Annotated in this window: 19 protein-coding genes and 2 tRNA genes; 16 read left to right on the top strand and 5 right to left on the bottom strand. The window is 37.9% G+C overall.

What is annotated here, in order from left to right; genetic code table 11:
* Window positions 1-77 precede the first annotated feature (77 nt).
* Entirely contained in the window at window positions 78-1,970 is a 1,893-nt protein-coding gene (locus tag HS129_07965) for a 1-deoxy-D-xylulose-5-phosphate synthase (GenBank protein MBE7411980.1), read from the top strand.
* Window positions 1,971-2,016: 46 nt separating this feature from the next.
* On the top strand, window positions 2,017-2,490 hold the full coding sequence (locus HS129_07960) for a hypothetical protein (GenBank protein MBE7411979.1): 474 nt from the start codon (window positions 2,017-2,019) through the stop codon (window positions 2,488-2,490).
* Here the strand turns inward: HS129_07960 and HS129_07955 are convergent.
* The 4 genes from HS129_07955 to HS129_07940 are packed head-to-tail and all read right to left on the bottom strand — an operon-like array spanning window position 2,480 to window position 5,825.
* A complete protein-coding gene (locus tag HS129_07955; protein MBE7411978.1) occupies window positions 2,480-2,872 on the bottom strand; it encodes a response regulator in 393 nt (130 codons plus the stop codon). The two genes, HS129_07960 and HS129_07955, sit on opposite strands and share 11 nt — an antisense overlap.
* 23 nt (window positions 2,873-2,895) lie before the next feature.
* Window positions 2,896-4,149 (bottom strand): serine hydroxymethyltransferase, encoded by a 1,254-nt coding sequence (locus HS129_07950; GenBank protein MBE7411977.1) that lies wholly within the window; start codon window positions 4,147-4,149, stop codon window positions 2,896-2,898.
* Entirely contained in the window at window positions 4,121-4,996 is an 876-nt protein-coding gene (locus HS129_07945) for a lipoate--protein ligase family protein (protein ID MBE7411976.1), read from the bottom strand. Before HS129_07945 ends, HS129_07950 begins: the two co-directional genes overlap by 29 nt.
* Before the next feature lie 4 nt (window positions 4,997-5,000).
* Window positions 5,001-5,825, bottom strand: coding sequence for a rhomboid family intramembrane serine protease (locus tag HS129_07940; protein ID MBE7411975.1), 825 nt, complete (start codon window positions 5,823-5,825; stop codon window positions 5,001-5,003).
* Between the two features lie 166 nt (window positions 5,826-5,991).
* Here HS129_07940 and HS129_07935 point away from each other — a divergent pair, with 166 nt between their 5' ends.
* Window positions 5,992-6,945 carry an MBL fold metallo-hydrolase gene (locus HS129_07935; protein MBE7411974.1) on the top strand — a complete coding sequence of 318 codons (954 nt, stop codon included), beginning with the start codon at window positions 5,992-5,994 and terminating at the stop codon, window positions 6,943-6,945.
* A 4-nt stretch (window positions 6,946-6,949) separates the two neighbouring features.
* A complete protein-coding gene (locus HS129_07930; GenBank protein ID MBE7411973.1) occupies window positions 6,950-9,400 on the top strand; it encodes a transglycosylase domain-containing protein in 2,451 nt (816 codons plus the stop codon).
* 7 nt (window positions 9,401-9,407) lie between these two features.
* Here HS129_07930 and HS129_07925 read toward each other — a convergent pair whose 3' ends face one another.
* Entirely contained in the window at window positions 9,408-10,577 is a 1,170-nt protein-coding gene (locus tag HS129_07925) for an HD-GYP domain-containing protein (GenBank protein ID MBE7411972.1), read from the bottom strand.
* A 145-nt stretch (window positions 10,578-10,722) separates the two neighbouring features.
* Here HS129_07925 and HS129_07920 point away from each other — a divergent pair.
* The 12 genes from HS129_07920 to rpsG all read left to right on the top strand — a co-directional run bounded on the left by HS129_07920 (window position 10,723) and on the right by rpsG (window position 22,913).
* Window positions 10,723-10,794 (top strand) — tRNA-Thr (locus tag HS129_07920).
* Between the two features lie 11 nt (window positions 10,795-10,805).
* Window positions 10,806-10,879 (top strand) — tRNA-Trp (locus HS129_07915).
* Window positions 10,880-10,893: 14 nt separating this feature from the next.
* Complete coding sequence (gene secE, locus HS129_07910; GenBank protein MBE7411971.1) at window positions 10,894-11,115, top strand: preprotein translocase subunit SecE; 222 nt, start codon at window positions 10,894-10,896, stop codon at window positions 11,113-11,115.
* A 34-nt stretch (window positions 11,116-11,149) separates the two neighbouring features.
* Window positions 11,150-11,689, top strand: a complete 540-nt coding sequence (gene nusG, locus HS129_07905) for a transcription termination/antitermination factor NusG (GenBank protein ID MBE7411970.1) — start codon at window positions 11,150-11,152, stop codon at window positions 11,687-11,689.
* A gap of 35 nt (window positions 11,690-11,724) precedes the next feature.
* On the top strand, window positions 11,725-12,159 hold the full coding sequence (rplK, locus tag HS129_07900; protein ID MBE7411969.1) for a 50S ribosomal protein L11: 435 nt from the start codon (window positions 11,725-11,727) through the stop codon (window positions 12,157-12,159).
* A gap of 5 nt (window positions 12,160-12,164) precedes the next feature.
* A complete protein-coding gene (locus HS129_07895; GenBank protein MBE7411968.1) occupies window positions 12,165-12,857 on the top strand; it encodes a 50S ribosomal protein L1 in 693 nt (230 codons plus the stop codon).
* An 11-nt stretch (window positions 12,858-12,868) separates the two neighbouring features.
* Entirely contained in the window at window positions 12,869-13,399 is a 531-nt protein-coding gene (locus HS129_07890) for a 50S ribosomal protein L10 (GenBank protein ID MBE7411967.1), read from the top strand.
* 35 nt (window positions 13,400-13,434) lie between these two features.
* The gene (gene rplL, locus HS129_07885) at window positions 13,435-13,818 is read left to right on the top strand and encodes a 50S ribosomal protein L7/L12 (GenBank protein MBE7411966.1); all 384 of its coding nucleotides are present in this window, start codon (window positions 13,435-13,437) and stop codon (window positions 13,816-13,818) included.
* Between the two features lie 250 nt (window positions 13,819-14,068).
* Window positions 14,069-17,749: a DNA-directed RNA polymerase subunit beta gene (rpoB, locus tag HS129_07880; GenBank protein MBE7411965.1), complete on the top strand. Its 3,681-nt coding sequence runs from the start codon at window positions 14,069-14,071 to the stop codon at window positions 17,747-17,749.
* Between the two features lie 2 nt (window positions 17,750-17,751).
* Window positions 17,752-21,975, top strand: a complete 4,224-nt coding sequence (gene rpoC / locus HS129_07875) for a DNA-directed RNA polymerase subunit beta' (GenBank protein MBE7411964.1) — start codon at window positions 17,752-17,754, stop codon at window positions 21,973-21,975.
* Between the two features lie 80 nt (window positions 21,976-22,055).
* A complete protein-coding gene (locus HS129_07870; GenBank protein ID MBE7411963.1) occupies window positions 22,056-22,430 on the top strand; it encodes a 30S ribosomal protein S12 in 375 nt (124 codons plus the stop codon).
* Window positions 22,431-22,439: 9 nt separating this feature from the next.
* Window positions 22,440-22,913, top strand: coding sequence for a 30S ribosomal protein S7 (gene rpsG / locus HS129_07865; GenBank protein ID MBE7411962.1), 474 nt, complete (start codon window positions 22,440-22,442; stop codon window positions 22,911-22,913).
* The last annotated feature ends 195 nt before the right edge of the window (window positions 22,914-23,108 follow it).

Here is a 23,108-nt window from a genome sequence, read left to right as displayed (position 1 = left end):
AGTCTTTTACCATTATTAACCAATTTGTTTGCAAAAAATCAAAGTGGTAATTGATTGGTATTTTAATAATACTTTTTATGAATGATTATCCAAATCTAAGCAAGGTCAATTTTCCAAAAGACATACGAAGCCTTAATATCAAAGAGCTGCAAGTCCTTAGCAAAGAAATTCGTGAATACATTATAGACACCCTGTCCGGAATAGGGGGGCATTTTTCGAGTAACCTTGGAGTCGTTGAGCTAACGGTTGCACTGCACTATGTTTTTGAGACTCCAATAGACAGGCTGATTTGGGATGTTGGACATCAGACCTATCCTCACAAAATTTTAACAGGCAGAAAAGAATTGTTGAGAACTGTGCGTAAGTTTGGTGGGATTTCCGGGTTTCCAAAAAGAGAAGAGTCCGAGTACGATTTGTACAATACAGGCCATGCCGGAACTTCTATTTCTCAGCTCCTTGGAGAAGCCATGGCGAGAGACATGCTTGGGAAAGACTATAAGTGCATAGCGGTAATAGGGGATGCATCTATTGCAACAGGAATGGCTCTTGAGGCTCTAAACCACGGTGGACACGTTAGACCGGATTGTTTGGTAGTCTTAAACGACAACTATATGTCGATTTCAAAAAATGTAGGTTCAATCTCTACTTACTTGAATAATATAATCAGCTCTCACTTTTACAACCACTACAGAAAGTTGTCTTATACTTTTCTGAAGTGGCTCCCGATCATCGGTCCTGCCTTAGAGAGCTTTTTTAAAAGAGTGGAAAAGGGAATTAAAGACGCACTTATGCCGGGTGCTTTATTTGAAGACTTGGGGTTTCATTACATCGGACCCATAGACGGACACGATATAGAAAGACTCGTAACTATACTAAAAAAAATCAAAAAAATCGAAGGGCCTATTTTACTCCATGTAATCACCCAGAAAGGAAAAGGGTATATCCCTGCGGAAAATGATCCGATCAAATACCACGGAGTGACCCCATTCAACAAGTCCGACGGGAATATGGAGTCTTCTCCTTCTTATAAGATCGGGTTCAGTCAATTGGTGGGAAAAGTGCTTGGTCTTTTAACAGAAAAGAATTCTAAAATTGTGGTGATCACACCTGCTATGATCGAAGGGAGTGGTTTAAAAGAATATTCGGAGAAATTCCAGAAGCACACGATTGATGTAGGAATTGCAGAGCAGCACTCTATAGGGCTGGCAGCAGGTCTAGTATCTGCGGGAATTATTCCTTATTTAAGTATTTATTCTACATTTTTAACAAGAGCCTTGGATCAGATTGTGGAAGAAATTTCACTCATGAATTTACCTGTGAGGTTTTTGATTGATCGGGCAGGTTGTGTCGGACCAGATGGAGAAACTCATCAAGGTCTATTTGATTTAGGGTATCTTTGCTCACTCCCCAATATGAGTATTTTGACTCCATCAACAGGGGAAGATTTAATTTCTTCTATTCGCTACATGGAGAAATTCAATTCAGGTCCTATTGCAGTGCGTTATCCGAAATCAACTGTGAACTCAGAAAATTTAAACTATGAAAAAGAATTTTCAGAACAAGAAATAGGTAAGTCAAAAATAATTTATTCAGGAAAAGATGTGACTATTCTTAGTTGTGGTTCGACCTTAGAACTTGCCGTAGAAATACGATCTATATTGGACAAAAAAAATATTTCCTGTACTATTCTTGACTTGCTATGGATTCGCCCCCTCGATATAGATACGATTGAAAAAGAAATTTCTAAAACAAAACGATTTCTCATTCTGGATGAAAATTATTTAGACAGTGGCGTTTCTGGATATATCTTGAATAGGGTTGATTCTAAGTTCTTGAATAGATTTATAAAAACTTTTGCATTCCCTTCTCTGCCCATCATTCACGGAGAGCGTTCAAAAATACTGAAACACTATGGTTTAAACGCTGAAATAATTTCTCCACAAATCGAAGAGTCTCTATCTAATTGCTAAAGTGCTAAGAATCCTAATCCGAAAATAAAGGTATTAGAGGATTGTTGTGGAATTTCATTTAGACAAAGATAAAGCATTCAAAAAAGCAAAAATATTATTTCAAACAGGTGACTTGGATCGAGCAGAATACTTCTTTTTAAGCTTGTTGGAAAATTCAGAAGAGTCTGAAGTGTATTTTTATCTTGGTCTTATCTCAAATCAAAAAAGACAATACGAAAAAGCCCTCTTAAATTTCTATCGCTCTGTCGAAAAGAATCCTGATTACGGAAGCCCTTGCAATGAAATCGGTGTTATACTTCTGAGAATGGGAAAAGATAAAGAGTCTATTTTCTGGTTGAAGAAGTCAGTTAGATGCAAAACGAATGAAGCACTTCACATACCTCTATACAATTTAGCGACCTTATATAAAATTTGGAATAGACCGGAGAGGTCTCTTCAATACCTTCACAAGGCAATCGAATTGAATCCGAATTTTTCAGAGGCGATCCGATTGAGAGCAGAAATTTTGTCTAAGATTTAACTTTCAAAATTTTTTTTAATTTTTCCATAGTCTCTTCTTTTCCGTATTCCAATTTTCCGAATCCTAGGGTTCCTCCATTTTGTATAGACTCTTCTTGTGCTTCGGGGTAGTTGGAGATCATCATTACAGGAATATCAGAAATAGATTGTTCTCTTTTCATTTCTTGGATAAGTATTATGCCATCGGTATAGTCAGCATCAATTTTCCTGTTTACGAGAACTAAGTCGTATTTCGATTTTTTTAGTTCAATCAATGCTTCTTGTGTGGTATCTATTCTTGTAATCTCACAGTCGAATTTTCTTTCAAAAAAATTTTTTAAAGTAGAATGATCCGGGTTACATTGACCGACACTCATTACTTTATGCAAAGAATTATTTTTCATATATTTTAGACTTTTACAAAATTCTAATCATCACCAAGTCTGAAATTTTTCATAGGAAATTGAGAGGTGATTTCTTTCACAACACGTTTACATTTTTCTTGTATTTTAGGGTTACTTAGGTCTTCTAAAAAGTCGCAAATTGTATTTGTTACAATTTCGATTTCTTTAATTCCAAACCCTCTTGTGGTAAGAGCCGGAGTTCCGAGCCGAATACCAGAGGTGATGGCTGGCGGTTTTTCGTCGTAAGGGATTCCGTTTTTATTAACAGTGATGCCTATTTCGTCTAACGCATTTGCAGCGTCGGCTCCTGTTAGATTTTTGACGGAAACATCAACTAGGATCAAGTGGTTGTCTGTCCCTCCACTAATCACTCTAAAGCCTCTTTTCATAAAAATATCTGCCATAGTTTTTGCATTTGCCACAACATTTTGTATGTAGGTTTTAAAAGAAGGTTGGAGTGCCTCACCAAATGCAATAGCTTTACTCGCTATTACGTGCATAAGCGGTCCTCCTTGAACTCCGGGAAATACTCTCGAATTAAGGATTTTTTCGTTTTCATTGGAAGATAGGATTAGACCGCCTCTTGGGCCTCTTAGAGTTTTGTGGGTGGTAGTCGTTATATAATCGCAATGACCAATAGGGGTAGGGTGGTCTCCTGTAACTACAAGACCGGCTATATGAGCAATATCTGCCATGAGTTTGGCTCCGACAGATTTTGCGATTTCAGAAAATTTACTAAAGTCGATTTGTCTCGGATAAGCCGAAGCCCCAACCACAATGAGTTTGGGTTGAGTTTCTTTGGCGAGTCTTTCTACTTCTTTGTAATCAATTCTGTGAGAGTCTTTCGTCACTCCATAAGGAACAACCTTGTATGTCCTGCCACTAAAATTTACCGGGGAGCCGTGCGTTAGGTGACCTCCATGCGACAAATTCATCCCCATAAATGTATCCCCCGGTTCAAGGCAAGAAAGGAAAACTGCCATATTAGCCTGGGCTCCACTGTGGGGTTGAACATTTGCGTATTCACAGGAGAACATTTTTTTGGCTCGGTCTATCGCAATTTGTTCTATTGTGTCTGCGTTTTCGCAACCGTTATAGTATCTTTTTTTTGGATAGCCTTCGGCGTATTTATTTGTTAAGGTTGAATGGTAGGCTTCCAGTACAGCCTTGGATACAAAGTTTTCTGAGGCAATCAGCTCTAAAGAATTCTCTTGCCTTTCGTCTTCTTTTTTTAATGCTTTATATACTTCAATATCTTGTGCTTGAATGTACTTCATGTAAATCTCCAAAAATAAAATTTCTATTCAAATACTTTTCTAAATACAATCTTTTCCGATCTTGAAAAATAGACTTTAAAAAAATTCTTTCTCTTGAAATAGAATTTTCTCTTCTATATTCTGTATTTTTATCGCCCATGTATTCGGTAAACAACCAAAATAGGTCTGTTTTAAATTTTTCTACAGAAAAACTCTTTGGGAGTGAGGTTAAAAAGTCTTTATGCTCTCGTTTTTCTCTGTAGTCCGGCTCACTTTTTGGGTGGGGAAGATATTTTTTTATTTTTTCAATAATATCTGTATTGATAAGAATCGTTCCATGATGAACTAAGCAATTTTTTTTTCTGAACTGGGCATTACCGGAAAACTTTTTTTTAACCCCATTTTCCACAATTGCTAAGTCTGATTTTCCCTCGTGTGAAGTTTTTATACCTTGCTTATGAAGTGAGTCTGAAACCAAAGAGAGTAGAATCTGGTAGGAGTTTGATATTGGGTAAAGCTCTGGTTTTTTTTCTAATGAAATAAAAAATGAAAAGTTGAAGTTAGAATTCAAATCGTGAAAAACAGTTCCCCCACCGGAGGCTCTTCTGGCAATAAAAGGCTCCAAGTTCTTGTTGTGTTTTATCGTATGAATATCTGAAAATTTTTTTAAGAAATCTGAAATATAGGAACTGTTTACACAGTCTTGAATTTTTTCAGAAAGACCAAGCACGATAGAGCTTTCATTTTTCCAAAATCGAAGCCCTCCTGAAAATTCAGAGTTCGTTAGATTGATAGAAATTGATTCCTCTAAGGCAAGATTGTAGTAAATATTTCTGTCTGAATTTTGATCAAAAAGAAACAGATTCAAAGAATTATTCGTTGTAGTATTTATTGGATGCTTCGTTTAAGAATTGCTTTTCTTTTCTGGAAAGAGATTTCATCCCTTGTTTTGAAATCTTCTCTAACAATTCATCGACTCTTTCTTTAGCGTTTACTCTTTTGTTAATTTCTTCTTGAAGTCTTTTCATTTTTCTTTTATGGAAATAGTCTTTTATAGAAAATTGGAAATTAGAAGTGGTGTTGATTTTTTTAATAAAATATAAAAATAGCAGCCCACCTAAGACCCCACCCAGATGAGCTATATGAGCAATGTTTTTTCCTTGAGAAAAAGCAAGCATCAGCATAAGAATCGCCACCATGTATTTGATCTTGATCGGAAAAAACATCATAAAAAGAACTTCTCTGTTCGGCCAAATAATAGCGTAAGCAATTAGAAGTCCGTAAATTCCGGCAGACGCACCAAGAACTGTTCCTTGGTCATAACTCGTGAAACTGTCAACAAGGTAGGTGAGGACTCCCCCCGTTAAGCAACTGAATAAGTAGAATTGTAAGAATCTTTTTGAGCCCCAAAGTACCTCTAACTCGCTCCCAAACATCCAAAGAGTGAGCATATTAAAAAGAATATGAAAAAAATCTCCGTGTAAAAATGAGTAGGTCAATAATTGCCAGACATAGCCCCGGCTCACAAGCTCAGGAGTAAGTGCTAAAACAGATTCCATTACCGCACTTTGAAACAAATGTAAGAAACTTTGAATTAGGAACACCACTACATTAAAAATAATCAGTAGCTTAACGGTAGGGGTTGCAGGCGGACCAAATCGAACTTGATAGCCATAAGAATTTCCAGTATAACTCACAATACCATGAATTTTATGTTCTCATTTATAAAAAAGCGAAATTTTATAGCGGAGGTCTTTATTTTTCTCAATTTATAGAATGGATTTCAATTATAATAAGTTGTAAAAAGTACAAGGATTTTTAGATTGGCACAAGTATATAAGGAATAACCCTCATCAAACTACATTGAATATAAAATTGTACGGAACTCGCGGTTCTATGGCCGCTCCACTTAGAAATCAGGAATACAAATCTAAGGTTATTGAAATTTTAGAGAAATTTGTAGATAGCGCAGAATTTTCAAAAAATACAATTCCGAGTTTTTATCAATCTCTCCCTGATAATTTGAAATACACAATGGGTGGAGACACTACTTGTGTTACGGTTACTTCCAAAGCGGGAAATACGTATGTCGCAGATTGCGGTACGGGTGGCAGGGTACTGGGCGATGAGCTAATGAAAACAGATTTGGGAAAGGGAAAGGGCGAGCTGAATATTTTTATAACCCACACCCACTGGGATCATATCCAAGGGTTCCCATTTTTTAAGCCCATGTATATACCTGGAAATGTATTGAATTTCTATTCTCCTTATCCAGATTTAGAACAGAGACTTATCCAGCAGCAGGAAAAGGAATACTTTCCTATGCCCTTCCACGGTACGGCTTCAAAAAAGAATTTTATCACGATTAAAGAAAATGAAGAGATTCGTTTTCCTGATGGTCTCGTAGTGGACGCTCATCCTCTAAAACATCCAGGGGGTTCTTATGCGTATAGATTCAGAGACCACGGTAAATTTTTTGTGTTTGCGACTGACGCAGAATTCACAGGAGAAGATTTACCTGATATCAAAAATAAATCTGATTTTTTCGGTGGTGCTGATTTATTGGTAATAGACTCACAATACACTTTAGATGAGTCTTTTGCTAAATTCGATTGGGGGCATACTTCCTACACTATGGCGGTGAATTGTGCTACAATCTGGGAAGTGAAAAATCTTGTACTCACTCACCATGAGCCTGCGTACAACGACAAAAAGGTTTTTGAAATTTTGGAAGATGCGATAGAACACAAAAAAAATCTTGGTGGTGCAAAATTGAATATACATTTAGCAAGAGAAGGTCTTCAATTTCAATTATAAATTTATGGATAACTCTAAAAAATTTTTTATCATTACATTTCTGTTTATATCATTATTTGGTGGTGGATTTTTCGGATATATTTTGTCGGAGGTGGATAAGGGAGAAGAGCTTGCAAGATTGTCAACATACCAACCTACCACCCCAACCAGATTGTACGACATCAATGGAATATCTTTTGCAGAATTATTTCGGCACAAACAAGAATTATTAAAATATCAGGATATTCCCCCTCACGTAATCAATGCTTTTCTTTCCGTGGAAGACAATAATTTCTTCAATCATTTTGGAATTGATTTTGTAGCGATAGCGAGAGCAGCTTTAGTGAATCTTATTCATTTTAAGATTAAACAGGGAGGCTCCACTCTCACACAGCAATTATCAAAAGCCATACTTCAAAACAGCAAGAGAAACTTTACTAGAAAATTTATAGAGGCTTTACTCACGCTGCAAATAGAAGAAGAATATACGAAAGAAGAAATACTTGAAATATATTTTAATCTGATATATTTAGGGCATGGCTCTACCGGATTATCTTCTGCGGCTTCCGTATATTTTCAAAAGGACGTTAGGGATTTAGACCTTGCAGAGGGAGCGCTTCTTGCCAGATTGCCAAAGGCTCCAGTGAAATATTCTCCTTTTAAAAATCCTGAAATTTCTAAAAACGCTCATCTTGAAGTTTTGAAGCAGATGTCCGCAAACGGTTATTTGCCTAAACAATCCGTACAAAAGATTCACTCTGACTTTTGGGCGAGGTATTGGCCGATTGTTATTACCCAGTCTCCTTCGAGCTCTACTTGGGGAAACCGTATGGATAGAGCACCTTATTTCACTGAGTATGTTCGCCAACAATTAGAAAAAGAGCTTGGAGAAGAAACACTATATACCGCAGGACTAAAAATCTATACTACTCTCGATATTCGAAAACAAGAAATAGCAGATAAGGAATTGCACGCAGCCTTAGTAAAACAAGATAAAATTGCTTACGGTGCTAATAAAAGCTATGTAGGTGGGGTGGATAGAGAGTTGGTGGATATCTATCGCTCTATGGGAAGAATCTTCCCTATAGCTGATCTAGATATTACAAGACTCGATGAGCGTGCCAATTTTCGATCTCAATTTGAAAAAGAGCTATTTGATGCGGGAGAGATACTTTCTATTCTGACTCCAACCGAAAATGAGTCTGCTGCAATGATGGAGTTTAGAAGACAATCCGCAGTATTTAGTGAAAACCTTCATGTAGAAGGTGCAGTGATTACGATTGAGCCATCTACAGGTTATATTCAAGTAATGGTGGGTGGGTCGAAATTTACCCCTAAGAATCAGTTCAATAGAGCCATGCAAGCAAGAAGGCAAACTGGTTCTGCCTTCAAACCATTTGTTTATGGCGCTGCAATAAACGAAAGAGCCGTAGCCAGTGGAACAGGTATAATGGATGCACCTCTAATGACTTTGACAGACGATGGGCAAGGCTGGGCACCAGAGGATATAGAAGGCGGGTTTAAAGGAATGATTCCACTTTCGAGAGCTTTGGCATTATCTATAAATATTGTTTCTGTACAAGTGTATTTTCGGGTTGGACCGGATGCAATCATAGACTTTGTTTCTAAACTTACAAAAATCAACAAGAATAGACTCCCAGCAGGACCTGCACTTTCTCTTGGAGTTCCAGAGCTTACTCCGTACGAGATGGCTCTTGGCTATGCGATTATAGCCAATAAAGGAAGAGATGTAATTCCTTTTTCGGTGCGTTATGTGATAGACCAAAGCGGCAATACCGTGATTAATAAAGAAATCGAAGTCCAAAGAAAACTTGCTTTGGAAACAAAAGATGGAAGTATCCAAGTAATTCCCGAAGCTACAGCGTATATTTTAAGAAGGATGTTGACCGAAGTAGCCGTAGCCGGCACAGCGTCCAGCTCTCTTAGAGATAAAGAAATGGGGAATTACCACGGGGTAGCCGCAGGGAAAACCGGCTCTACCTCTTCCTATACGAATGCGTGGTTTTGTGGGTTTGACCCAAAATACACTACCGTGTTTTGGATGGGTTTTGATAAGAGTACAATTTCCTTAGGAAGGAGTCAGACTGCATCAGGGACTGTGGTTGCACCTTGGGGAAGGATATATAGAGGGTTTTATGACGGAAAAAATTACCCTAAGTTTGGAGATGAATACGGAAATGACCCGGCTCCACCGGATGTAGTGAATGGTGCTACTTGTGCAATCAATGGTTTGACTCCTAGACCCGGTGTATGTCCATTAATATCTTCTCTCTCTCTAAAACCGATTATGATTGCAGGTCAATACAAAGGAGTTCCGGCAAACAGAATGTGCGATGGAGAAAGAGACCATATGAAGTCCCTCGATTTCAGAGAATTTCTTCAACAGGAATACAAGATTTCTGATGATGAAATCGGAAAAGGAAGGACGGATAAATACAAGGTGAATACGGAATAAAAATACTCTATTTTTTCAGTGAATAATTTTCTAAATTGATTTCTTTTGGATTTAGTGTTCTTTCAATTTTTCTTTTTTCATCTTCTGCCAATCGAATAATTTTTGTGTTTTTTACTTTTCCTGTTTTTGGATCAGACAAAATACTCACAGTGAATTCAGGTCCTATAGGGTTTTCGACGATATCTACAATTTGACCGATTTCTCCTGTATTCAACAGAACAAGGAATCCTTTAGAGAGTTGATTTTTGGATTGGATGGAAGACTGAATATCATGGATAAACTTTTCTGCAATCCTTGGAGCAAAGTGAGTTCCGGTATAAGTTTCAATTACCTGAATAGATTCTTCGGGTGAAAAGGCAGGCTTGTAAGAACGAACAGTAGTGAGTGCGTCATACACATCGGCAAGGGCAACGATGACAGAATAGTCGTCTAAGGTATCTCCTGAAATTCCTCTCGGATAGCCTTTTCCGTCAAATCTTTCGTGGTGCTCGTAAGCCATGTTTACAATTCTTTTATTAATATTTTTATCGTTCTCCATAATTCTTTTGGAATGGGATGGGTGGCTTTTCATTATTCTTTTTTCTTCTTCACTCAAAACTCCAGTCTTATTTATGAGAGAGGCAGGTATTGCGATCTTCCCTATATCGTGTAAGAAGCCTCCAAGACCGATGAGCTGAACTTCCTCATCGTTGTAGCCCATTTTTATGGCGAGGTTTAGAGCGATGATTCCTACATTGATCGAATGGCAAAGTGTATAGTAATCGTGAGATCGAATATCCATGAGATTCACCAAAGCAGAAGGGTTGTTTCTGATTTCTCTGTAAATGTCTCTGACTGCAAATCTACATGAATAAAAATCAATAGAGTTTTGACTTCTTAAAAAATCAAATGTCACCTTTCGTAAACTGGTTATGGAGCTTTGAATCGATTCTCTGGAAACTATACCGAAATGGTAGTTTTCTAAGATGATGTCGATAGTTTCGTCTTCTTTTAATTTTTCTTTTTTATCGGCAATTTCTGGCTCGTATAGGATTTCTGAAATTTTATTATCGTTCAGTTTCTCCCTAAATTCTTTAGTGAAGACGATTTTTGTAGGGGACAATGTATTTCCTTCAAGATCGGTGACCTTGCCGTCTAAAATTGTACCGTTTTTAATGTCTTTCACGTTCAATTTCATTGAAAAAATTTCCCTCTATTAGACTATTAACGTCAACTTTCCATGAATATTTGAGTCTCTTTATGATTATATTATTGACTGCAAAGGGGGGTATAAAAATAATGAGAATTTCTGGTCATTTCCTGCCAAAAGAAGGTGTGATATTGCCCTCTTAGCTCAGTGGTAGAGCACCTCCATGGTAAGGAGGGGGTCGCCAGTTCAAGCCTGGCAGAGGGCTAAATAGGATCCAGGCCTGTAGTTTAATGGTAGAACTAGGATCTCCAAAGTCCTTGGTGGGAGTTCGATTCTCTCCGGGCCTGCCAAACAGTAGAGAAGAATCTTTAATGATTCAAAAGGTGTAAGTAAGGGGGTAAGTTTGAAAACGTTTTTGCAAGAGTGCAAAGTGGAATTGGATAAGGTTCAATGGCCCACAAGAGAGGAAGTGGTAAATTCTACAATAGTAGTTCTTTTTACGGTTATCGTTTTTTCTTTATTTTTATTTTTTACGGATGCAATATTTCTCAAGGCTCTAACCTGGATGTGGAGTTTTGTAGGTTAATCGGATTATATAAACGGAAAATGGCATAAAAAATATGGCACTCAAATGGTATGTATTGCAGGTTTATTCCGGGCATGAGAATAAAGTGAAAGCTAACATTGAAAAGTTAGTCTCTCAGAATAACCTGACTGAAAAAATAAGTCAAATCGAGATACCTACGATGGATGTTGCCGAAATGAAAAATGGCAAGAAAAAAATATCCAAAAAAAAGATAATGCCCGGGTATGTTTTAATTGAAATGGATATGGATGACGATCTGCAATTTATGATTCAGAGTTTACCTTCTGTATCTACTTTTGTTGGGCCGAGATTAAAAGGGCCTGAAGCACTGACTTTAGAAGAAGTGAAAAATCTTTTTGCGGAGATGGGGGATGTTCAGTCTGAAGAGCCTGTTAAGCCAAGACTACTATTCAATGTAGGTGATAATTTAAAAATTATAGACGGGCCCTTTGCGAACTTTAACGGTTTAGTGGATGAAATATTTCCAGATAAAGGAAGGCTGAGAGTCAAGGTAGAAATTTTTGGAAGGTCAACTCCTGTCGAATTAGATTATTTGCAGGTTAGTAAAATTTAAAATCAATACTATGGGAAATTAAAAGGACAATATACATGGCGGCAAAAAAAGTAATAAAGCAGATTAAACTTCAAGTAGAAGCAGGGAAGGCAAATCCGGCTCCACCTGTGGGACCTGCACTTGGACAGGCGGGTTTAAATATAATGGAGTTTTGCAAACAGTTCAATGCTAAAACTCAAGGGCAGATCGGATACAAGCTACCTGTAGTGATTACGGTATTTAGTGACAGAAGTTTTACTTTTATTACTAAATCTCCACCGGCTGCCTTATTGGTAAAAAAAGCACTCGGTATTGAATCTGGATCAGGCACTCCTCATAAAGCAAAAGTTGGGAGTATTACCAAAAAACAATTGGAAGAAATTGCTCAAATGAAAATGAAAGATTTGAATGCAAACGATGTAAATGCAGCTATAAAAATTATTGCAGGAACATGTCAGTCTATGGGTGTATCTGTAGAAGGAGTAAATTAGAAATTATGAAACGCGGAAAGAAATACAAAGCTCTAAAAGATAAGGTGGATAAGACAAAAGTATATCCACTTTCAGAGGCAATTGATCTTGCGAAGGCTACCTCCTATTCAAAATTTGACGGTAGTTTAGAAGTAGCTACAAAAATCAATTACAAGAGCCTTCAAAATGTAAGAGGAACAATTTCTCTTCCTCACGGAACAGGAAAAAAAGTAAGGGTTCTTGTTTTCTGTAAAGGTGAAAAACAAAATGAAGCCAAGTCTGCCGGTGCAGATTTTGTGGGGGACATGGATTTAATTGAAAAAGTTTCCGGTGGTTGGACAGATTTTGATGCTTGTGTTGCAACACCTGATATGATGAAAGATGTAGGTAAATTGGGTCCGGTTCTCGGTAGAAAAGGACTAATGCCAAAGCCCAAAGCAGGAACAGTGACAACAGATGTAGTAAAAGCTGTGAATGAATTAAAAAGCGGGCGAGTAGAATACAGACCCGATAAGGGTGGAGTGATTCATCTTGGAGTTGGGAAAATTTCCTTTGATAGCTCTAAACTTTTGGATAATGTAAAATCAGTAATTGCTGCAATCCAAAAAGATAAGCCGTCTGATGCCAAGGGAGAATACTTGAAATCTTTTTCAGTCTCTGCCACTATGGGTCATGGTGTAAAAGTAGATGTTAAAGAAATAGTGAATACGGTTAGTTAGAAGAGAAAATTATGAATGCAGAGAAGAAAACTCAAGTAGCTTATTTAAAAGAAAGGCTTGAAGATAAAGGGAACTTTATTTTAGTTTCCTATAGTGGATTGACAGTTGAGGATATGGAGGGTTTACGAAGACAATTTCGATCTATCGGATCGGAGTTGAAGGTTGTCAAAAATAACCTATTCCTTCGTGCTCTAAAAGAATCCTCTAAACATAAAGAAAGAAATATTGATTTTGGAGAAAGCTACAAGGGTCCGATTGCAGCAGTTTTTTCTGATGAAAAATTGCCGGAAGTTGCAAAGGTTTGTAAAGATTTTTCAAAAACGAATGAAAATCTTGTAGTCAAGGCAGGGTTTATTGACGGGGAATTACTCGATGCGAAAGGTGTTCAAAGTATAGCGGGTCTTCCTTCCAAGGAAGAAATTTTGGCTCAAATTGCAGGAGGACTCAATGCACCTGCGAGGTCTATTGCGGTTGGAATCAATCAAATTATGGCTTCGCTTGCAAGAGGAATTCGAGCTGTAGCAGAAAAAAACGGAAAATAAGTAATCATTTTTAAAGGGAAATTAAGGAGAAAAAAATGTCAGCAGTATCAACAGAAAATTTACTCGAGCAAATCGGGAATCTTACATTAGTTCAGGCAGCAGACCTTGTTAAGGCAATGGAAACTAAATTTGGAATTTCTGCAGCAGCACCGGTTGCAGTTGCAGCGGTTGCGGCGGGTGGGGGAAGTGCGGCAGCAGCAGAAGAAGAAGCTCAAGTTAGTGTTATCTTGAAAGCCCACGGAGATAAAAAAATTGATGTGATTAAGGTTGTTCGTGAGATTACAGGCCTCGGATTGAAAGAAGCGAAAGACCTTGTAGAAGCTGGTGGAAAACCTGTTAAAGAAAATATTTCCAAAGATGAAGCCAATGACATCAAGAAAAAACTTGAAGCAGTTGGTGCATCGATAGAAGTAAAATAATAGTTTTTACAAAGACTATTGACTCACTTACAAATATTTTTTGATACGGCGAAATGGAATTTTCATTTCGTCGTATTAGTGGTTTTTCATCTTATACAAATGGCATTGATACCTATAGTCGCAGATTCGTTTTTTCAACTTAAAAACTATGGTGTAAATACCATTGACTAGTATATTGTTCAATTCTTTGAGTTCTCATGGAATGAATTGTAGTGTCATAAATTATTTTTACAATTAGGAGTGTCACGGAATGAGTGCACATACTGAAAGAAAAAGAGTCAATTTTGGGAAAATAACCAATTTAGACTATCTACCCAATCTCATACAAATTCAACAAAAATCTTTTGATTGGTTTATACAGGCTGATGTAAAAGACCCTTCTAAAAGAAAAAATCAAGGACTTGAAGCAGTCCTTCGTGAAACATTTCCTATAGAAAGCCCTAATAATGATATAGTTATGGAGTATGGGCATTATATACTTGGGGACGTTAGACGTAATCCTCAAGAATGCAAGGACACCGATTCTTCTTACGCTGTCCCTTTGAAGGCGGTCATTCGCCTTATCATAAAAGAAACAGGTGAGATTCGAGAGCAAGTAGTGTATTTGGGCGATCTCCCAATAATGACAGAGCAAGGGACATTCATCATCAATGGAGCAGAAAGAGTAGTTGTAAGTCAGTTGCACCGTTCTCCTGGTATATTTTTCTCTTTTGATCCTTTAAAGAGTGTATTTTCTGCGAGAGTGATTCCGTATAGAGGGTCATGGCTTGAATTTGAAATGGACAACAAGAATATCCTTGTCGCAAAAATTGACAGAAAAAAGAAATTTCCGGCTACTCTTCTCATAAAAGCATTAGGTGTAGGGACAAATGAAGAAGTTCTAAGATTATTTTATACATCCTCCAAGTATAGGATTGCAGGTGCTACCCCTAAAGAGTTGAAAAAAATTCTTGGACGAAGAGCTATTGCAGATGTGATTAACTACGAGAACGGCGAGATTATGCTCGAAGCCGGCTCTAAAATCAATGAAGACAATATTGATATTTTAAAGGAAATGAAAGTCAAGGAAGTTGACCTTATTGAATTTCCGGCTGGGAAGGACAATGTAACGATAATCAACTGTCTCGAAAAAGACGGGGTAAACGATTACGAGGATGCGATTAAAAAGTTCCATCTGATTATGAGACCGGGCGAGCCTTCTACTATCGAAAACGCCCAAGCTGAATTAAAGAGATTATTTTTTAGCCCGAAGACTTTTGATCTCGGAAAAGTCGGTAGATATAAAATCAACAGTAAGTTTGAATTTAACAATCCAAAAGATTTTAAAAACTGCACAGATAGAGTACTTAGACCTGAGGATATAAAGGAAGCCATTCGTTATCTTGTGATGCTTATCTCTGAAGCTGAAAATTATTACCCGGATGATATTGATCATCTCGGCAATAGAAGAATTCGATCTATCGGTGAGTTATTAAGCAATCAGATAAAGCTTGGCTTTACAAGAATGGAAAGGGTGATAAAAGAAAGGATGACTGTACAAGAAATTGAGCAGCAGACTCCACAATTATTAATTTCTATTAAACCGATTACTGCTGTGATTAATGAGTTTTTTGGCTCTTCTCAACTTTCTCAATTTATGGATCAAACAAATCCATTGGCAGAGTTGACCCACAAGAGAAGGCTGAATGCGCTCGGTCCCGGTGGACTTTCCAGAGACAGAGCTGGTTTTGAAGTGCGTGACGTGCATTATAGTCATTACGGTAGAATGTGTCCGATTGAAACTCCTGAGGGTCCAAACATCGGTTTGATTTTATCTATGTCTTCATTTGCAAGAGTGAATGATTACGGATTTTTAGAAACTCCATATAGATTGGTAAAAAGTGGGAAACCTCAAAAGCAAATCGAATTTTTAACTGCGGACAAGGAAGAGTATTATTACATTGCGCAAGCCTCTGCCCAAACAGATGAGAAGGGTGATTTTAAGAATAAATTAATTTCAACTAGGCATAGGTCGGACTTCCCTTTTAGAAATCCAAACGAGATCCAATACATGGACTTGGCTCCAATGCAAGTGGTGGCTGTTTCTACCGCGCTAATTCCATTCTTAGAGCACGACGATGCAAACCGTGCGTTAATGGGATCGAATATGCAGCGTCAAGCTGTTCCACTACTTGTAGAGGAGTGTCCTTTCGTAGGAACAGGGATGGAAGGTAGAACCGCTTACGATTCCAGAATTTGTGTCGTAGCTAAAAAAGATGGAGTAGTGATGAAGGTTGATTCCTCCGGGGTCACAGTCAAGGAAGATGGAAACAAGGATCCGGTATATTATCCTTATGTAAAATATAAGAAGACAAACCAAGGTACTTGTTTTAATCAAAGACCCTCAGTGTCATGTATCTTGGCAGACGAAGCCGGAAAGATTACAAAAGTTACAAAAGAAAAAATTGAATTAACTTCAGTAGATGGCGAAAAGTTCAACTACAATTTAACAAGTAGCGGCAAAGAGTTTACTCCAACTGTCAAAGAAGGTGCAAATGTTGTCAAAGGCGCTAATTTAGCGGGTCAGATTGTTTATGGAGAAAGATTTGACGATGAAGGGAATTTAGTTCAAAAAGGAACAATTCTTGCAGACGGGCCTGCGGTTGATGACGGGTATTTAGCACTCGGAAGAAATGTATTGGTCGGGTTTATGCCGTGGGAAGGATTTAACTTTGAGGACGCTATTCTAATTAGTGAAAAAGTCGTAAAAGATGATGTATTCACTTCTATTCATATAGAGGAATTTGAAATCCAAGCGAGAGAGACAAAGCTCGGTCAAGAGCAAATCACTCGTGATATTCCCAATCTTTCCGACAAGGCTTTTCGTGATTTAGACGAAACCGGGGTGATTCGAATTGGCGCTGAGGTAAAAGCCGGAGATATTTTGGTCGGGATGGTTACACCGAAAGGTGAAACTGATTTAACTCCAGAGTACAAGTTGCTCCATTCTATATTTGGAGAAAAGGCAAAAGAAGTGAGAGATTCATCTCTCAGACTCCCAAATGGAAATGAGGGAACTGTAATTGATATTAAACGTTACTCCAGAGATAAAGGAGATGATCTTGCAGCAGGAGTAGAAGAGCTTGTAAAAGTTTATGTTGCAAGAAAAAGAAAACTGCTTGTGGGAGATAAAATGGCAGGGAGACACGGAAACAAGGGAGTTGTTTCTAGAGTACTCGCTGAAGAAGATATGCCTTACATGGCAGATGGGACTCCATTGGATGTTGTACTCAATCCACTTGGTGTACCTTCTCGTATGAATCTTGGGCAGATTTTTGAAACTCAACTTGGGTTTGCAGCCAAGAAATTAAATATCAATTTTGAGACTCCTGTATTTGATGGGGCATCAGAATCCGATATTGCAGAGTATTGCAAAGAAGCTGGGCTACCACTCAACTCCAAGTTTAAGTTATTTGATGGTAGGACTGGAGAACCTTTCATTAATGAAGTTTTCTGCGGGTACATTTATTTATTGAAATTAGCCCACTTGGTGGATGATAAAATTCACGCAAGATCGACCGGACCATACTCACTTGTGACACAACAACCTCTTGGGGGAAAGGCACAATTCGGAGGGCAAAGACTCGGAGAAATGGAAGTGTGGGCACTCGAGGCTTATGGTGCAAGCCATACACTTCAAGAGCTACTCACAATCAAGTCTGACGATATGCTCGGAAGGGCAAGAATCTATGAAGCAATCGTAAAAGGTATCCACGCAATTAAGCCTGGAATTCCTGAATCGTTTAACGTTCTTGTTCAAGAGTTAAGAGGTCTTGCACTGGATATTGTTATCACAGATACGGCAGGGCAGACTGTAGATATAGCCGATTTAGATGATGAATACACAAGAAGTAAAAAGAATATCAAAATTGAGACAATTGAGAATAACTAACCATGAAAAATTACACAAGTTTTGAATCCATTACCATCCGACTCGCATCTCCTGAGAGAATCAAAGAATGGTCACACGGTGAAGTAAAAAAACCGGAGACTATAAATTACAGAACTCTGAAACCGGAAAGGGAAGGACTTTTTTGTGAGAAAATTTTCGGAACGACTAAGGACTGGGAATGCTATTGTGGTAAATTCAAATCTATTCGTTACAAGGGAGTAGTTTGTGATAAATGTGGCGTAGAAGTCACCCACTCGAAAGTTAGAAGAGAAAGAATGGGGCATATTGAGCTTGCGGCTCCTGTATCTCATATTTGGTATTATAGGTCTGTACCTTCTCGTATGGGGCTACTGTTGGATATGACTATAAACGCTCTAAAAACTATTTTGTATTTTGAAAAATATGTGATTATTGAACCGGCAGACTCAGGAAGATTGAAAGGAGAGCTGTTGGACGAAGAGGAATACCATACCTATCTCGATGAATATGGGGATAAATTTATCGCAGGTATTGGTGCCGATGCAATTAAAGAAATTCTTGCGAGAATTGATGTGGACGCAGAGGCAAGGGCTATTCGACAAAAAATACAAGATAAGAATAAAACTTCCGATAAAAGATTATTGAAGAGGTTGGAAGTTTTAGAAGCCTTTCGAGATTCCAATAACCGTCCTGAATGGATGGTATTGGATATTTTACCTGTGATTCCTCCTGAACTTCGACCAATGGTGCAATTGGATGGAGGAAGATTTGCTACATCCGATTTGAATGACTTATACAGAAGAGTTATCAACCGTAACAATAGATTGAAAAGACTTTTGGCTCTCAAAGCTCCTGAAATCATTGTAAGAAATGAGAAAAGAATGCTCCAAGAAGCAGTAGATGCACTCTTTGATAATTCCAGAAGAAAAAGGACTGTCAAAGGGAAGGGGAATCGTCCTTTAAAATCTATTTCCGATATGTTGAAAGGAAAGCAAGGAAGGTTTAGACAGAATTTACTTGGTAAGCGTGTTGACTACTCCGGGCGATCTGTGATTGTAGTCGGTCCTGAGTTAAAATTTCACCAGATGGGTCTTCCTAAAAAAATGGCTTTGGAATTATTCAAACCTTTTATTATGAAAAGATTGGTTGACCTTGAGTTAGCTCCAAATATTAAAAGTGCAAAGAAAAAAGTAGAAGCAGAAGATAAAGATGTATTCGAGGCGCTTGAAACAGTAGTAAGAGAGCACCCTGTTTTATTGAATCGTGCACCTACTCTACACAGATTGGGAATACAAGCATTTTTACCTATTTTAGTAGAAGGTAAGGCAATCAAACTCCACCCACTTGTGTGCCACGCATTTAACGCTGACTTTGACGGAGACCAGATGGCGATTCACGTTCCACTTTCTCCAAAAGCACAATTAGAAACTTGGATGCTCATGCTAAGCCCTCACAATATCTTGAACCCTGCAAACGGTAACCCGATTTGTGGTCCTACTCAGGATATAGTGCTCGGAATTTATTACCTTACGAGTGAAATTCAAAATGGTCTTGGGCATGGAAGATTTTTTACAGGTCTAGACGAGATCAACTATGCTTTAGATACTAAGTCTTTGGAGCTAAGGGCAAAAATCAGCGTATTGTATCAAGATAAAATCATCGAGACTACACCCGGAAGAATGATTTTTAACACTGCGTTTCCAAAGGGTTACAATTATATCAACCGAACTCTTGGGGACAAGGAAACCAATAAGATCATTGCAGAGATATATGATATTTATGGGCCAGGACCAACCGTTGTAATGCTGGACGATATTAAAAGGCTGGGTTACAAATACGCTACAATATTTGCACCAACCATCTCGATAGAAGATATTCGAGTGTCTCCTCAAAAGCCGATTCTGGTATCCGAAGCAAATAAAGAAGTGGAAAAGGCGGATATGGAGTACAGAAGAGGGATTATCACAAATGAAGAAAGAAAGAAAAAGGTAATCGAAATCTGGACTAAAGCAAACGATCATATCACAGATAGTATGTTTAAAGAATTAGAAAAAGACAAGGGAGGGTTTAATCCGGTTTATGTTATGGCTGCATCCGGTGCAAGGGGTTCTAAGGCTCAAATTCGTCAGCTTGCCGGGATGAGGGGGCTTATGGCAAAACCATCAGGGGAGATTATAGAGCTTGCAATTCGATCCAATTTCCGTGAAGGTCTTGGTATCTTAGAATTTTTTATTTCTACACACGGTGCAAGAAAAGGTCTTGCAGATACTGCTTTAAAAACTGCCGATGCTGGTTATTTGACAAGAAGACTTGTGGATATTTCTCAAGATGTGATTATCAACGAAATAGATTGCGGTACGTCTGACTTCATTACACTTGGAACTGTAAAAGAAGGTGAAAATGTAATTGTATCTCTTGCTGATAGGGTGTTTGGAAGATACACAGCAGAAGAGATTATCGATCCTGTTACGGAAACAGTTGTATTTCCAAAAAACACTTTGATCTCTCGAACTGTCGGGCAGAAAATAGAAAATTTAGGCTATACAAAAATCAATGTAAGGTCTCCATTAACATGTGAGTCCAGACAAGGAATTTGTACAACTTGCTATGGAATGGATATGGCAAGATTGGTTCCGGCAGAGATAGGGGAAGCCGTAGGGACTATTGCAGCTCAATCAATCGGACAACCCGGAACTCAGTTGACAATGCGTACATTCCATATCGGTGGAGCTGCATCTGCAAAAATTCAGGAAAAAGACCACAAGGTGTCCTTTAGAAGTGTTGTTCGATCTATTAATGGAAGAACAATAAATAACTCGTCCGGTCAAAAAGTATTTAGCAGAAGAGGTTCTATCGTAATTCAACATTTGATTTCTGATTATGCTCTTAGTGAACTTCAAAATCTAAGAGTTCAACCAGACCAAGAAGTTGACAAGGGAGAAGTTTTTGCTACTTCCTTGAAAGGCGACATGGTTACTGCTGAAATGAGTGGTAAAATTGAGATAGATTCTTCCAGATTAAGAATTTTAGGGCAAGAAATTGTAATCCCTATAAAAGTGGGAACAATAGTAAACGTAAACAGTGGAGATATAGTTGAAGCAAATAAGTCGTTAGCGGAATTTGATCCATTCAATGAATTGTGTATTTCTGACATAGACGGAACTGTGTCTTGGGTTGATCTTGAAGTCGGAAAAAATTTGCGTAGAGATGAAGACGCTAAAACTCTAAATATTACTTACAAGGTAATTGAGCAAAAAAGAGAGAAATTAAAACCAAGATTGATAGTTGGAAGCGAAGAATACATTGTTCCTGTAGATGCAATTTTAGTCTTAAAAAATGGAGACAAAGTTAAAAAAGGAGACACTCTTTACAAAATCCCATCTGTTGCGGAAAAGACAAGGGACATTACCGGAGGTCTTCCAAGGGTTGACGAGCTTTTTGAAGCAAGAAGACCAAAAGATGCAACTACACTCGCAGAAGTGGACGGTAAAATTGAAGATAGGGGGGATATAGTAAAAGAGAAACGAGTATTCTACATCATTCCTGACAACCCTGAAATGGAAAAAATCAAAGTACAAATTCCAGTAGGGAAACAGCTTAGAGTTCAAAACGGTGAATATGTCAAGCAAGGGGATCAGTTAGACGACGGGAGCTTGGACCCGCACGATATATTAAAAATCAAGGGACCGGATGCTTTGTATGCGTATTTAGTAAAAGAAGTACAGGAAGTTTATCGTCTTCAGGGAGTTCATATAAACGATAAGCATATAGAAGTAGTTGTTCGTCAAATGCTTAGAAAGGTTATTATTTCCGATAGCGGAGATACTTCATTTGTTACCCAGCAACAGGTTGACAAATTTGCATTCAAAGAAGAAAACCAAAGAGTTGAAAAGGAAGGGGGAAGTTCTGCACAGTCACAACCGGTATTATTGGGGTTGACTAAAGCATCTTTGAATACCGAGTCCTTCTTCTCTGCTGCTTCTTTTCAGGAAACTACAAAGGTTTTAACAGACGCTGCAATTAAAGGAAAAACAGACAAACTCATCGGCTTAAAAGAAAATGTGATCATAGGACACATGATCCCGGCTGGTACTGGTATGAAAAAGTATCAGGAAATAGACGTTTATAAAGATTATTACGGAGACTTGGAGAAAATTCAAAATCCAGTTCCTGATGATTCAGGAGCAGTGAATATTATCCCAGCTTCAACGAAACCTATTATAGACGAGGAAGAAGAAGATGAATAGACTTTACTTTTTTTGTGAGTTTTTCAATTTGACAATTACGAAGAAAATATCCGGAAATTGCCGGAGGAAAAAGGGTTTACATGCCAACAATTAATCAACTTATAAGATTTGGAAGAAAAGGGCAAAAGAAAAAAACAAAATCTCCCGCTTTAAAAGCCTGCCCCCAGAAAAGAGGAGTATGTACAAGAGTAATGACTTTTACTCCTAAAAAACCAAACTCTGCCTTACGAAAAGTAGCAAGGGTTAGGCTATCTACAGGAGTCGAAGTGACTGCTTATATTCCGGGCGAAGGACACAACTTGCAAGAGCATAATGTTGTAATGATTCGTGGTGGAAGGGTAAAGGATTTACCGGGGGTGCGTTATCATATAATTCGAGGAACGTTAGACACCTTAGGTGTTGATAAGAGAAGAAGAGGAAGATCTAAATACGGAGCGAAAAAGCCAAAGGCTTAGGAGTTATACATGTCAAGAAGAAGAGGAAAATCAGAACCAAGGGAAATTAAACCCGATCCAAGGTATAACGATAAAATTGTAGCTAAATTCATCAATTGCCTTATGTATTCTGGGGAAAGAAATGTAGCAGAAAAAATATTTTATGATGCTATGGATACAATCCAGACCAAGACAGGAAGTAACCCTTACGAAGTTTTTAATCAAGCATTAGAAAATGTAAAACCAGAAGTAGAAGTAAAATCGAGAAGAGTCGGTGGTGCAACTTATCAAGTTCCCATTGAAGTTCGTCCTGAAAGAAGACTTTCGCTTGGAATCAAATGGCTAATTCGTTATTCCAGAGAGAGAAATGAAAAATCTATGAGTTCTAAACTTGCAGGTGAGTTTATGGAAGCACAAAAAGGAACGGGAGCTTCTATTAAAAAGAAAGAAGATATTAGGAAAATGGCAGAAGCAAACAAGGCTTTCAGTCACTATCGTTGGTAGTATTTTAAAAACCTTTAAAAATATATTTTCTCGTAAAATTTGATTTTAATTGCCATTTATGGAGTGTCAATAAAAACTCTAAACCGAGTTTTTAGCCGCTTGTAAATGGCGATTCTGTTTATATGTTGAATACCTTTTATCCACAAAAAGTAATGTGGCTCATTATAAAATGAATATTTAAAATAGAATATCAAC

The organism is Leptospiraceae bacterium, assembly GCA_015075105.1.
GTDB lineage: Bacteria > Spirochaetota > Leptospiria > Leptospirales > Leptospiraceae > JABWCC01.
The sequence above is the reverse complement of the archived record's forward strand: the minus strand, read 5'-3'. Positions and strand labels throughout refer to the sequence as shown.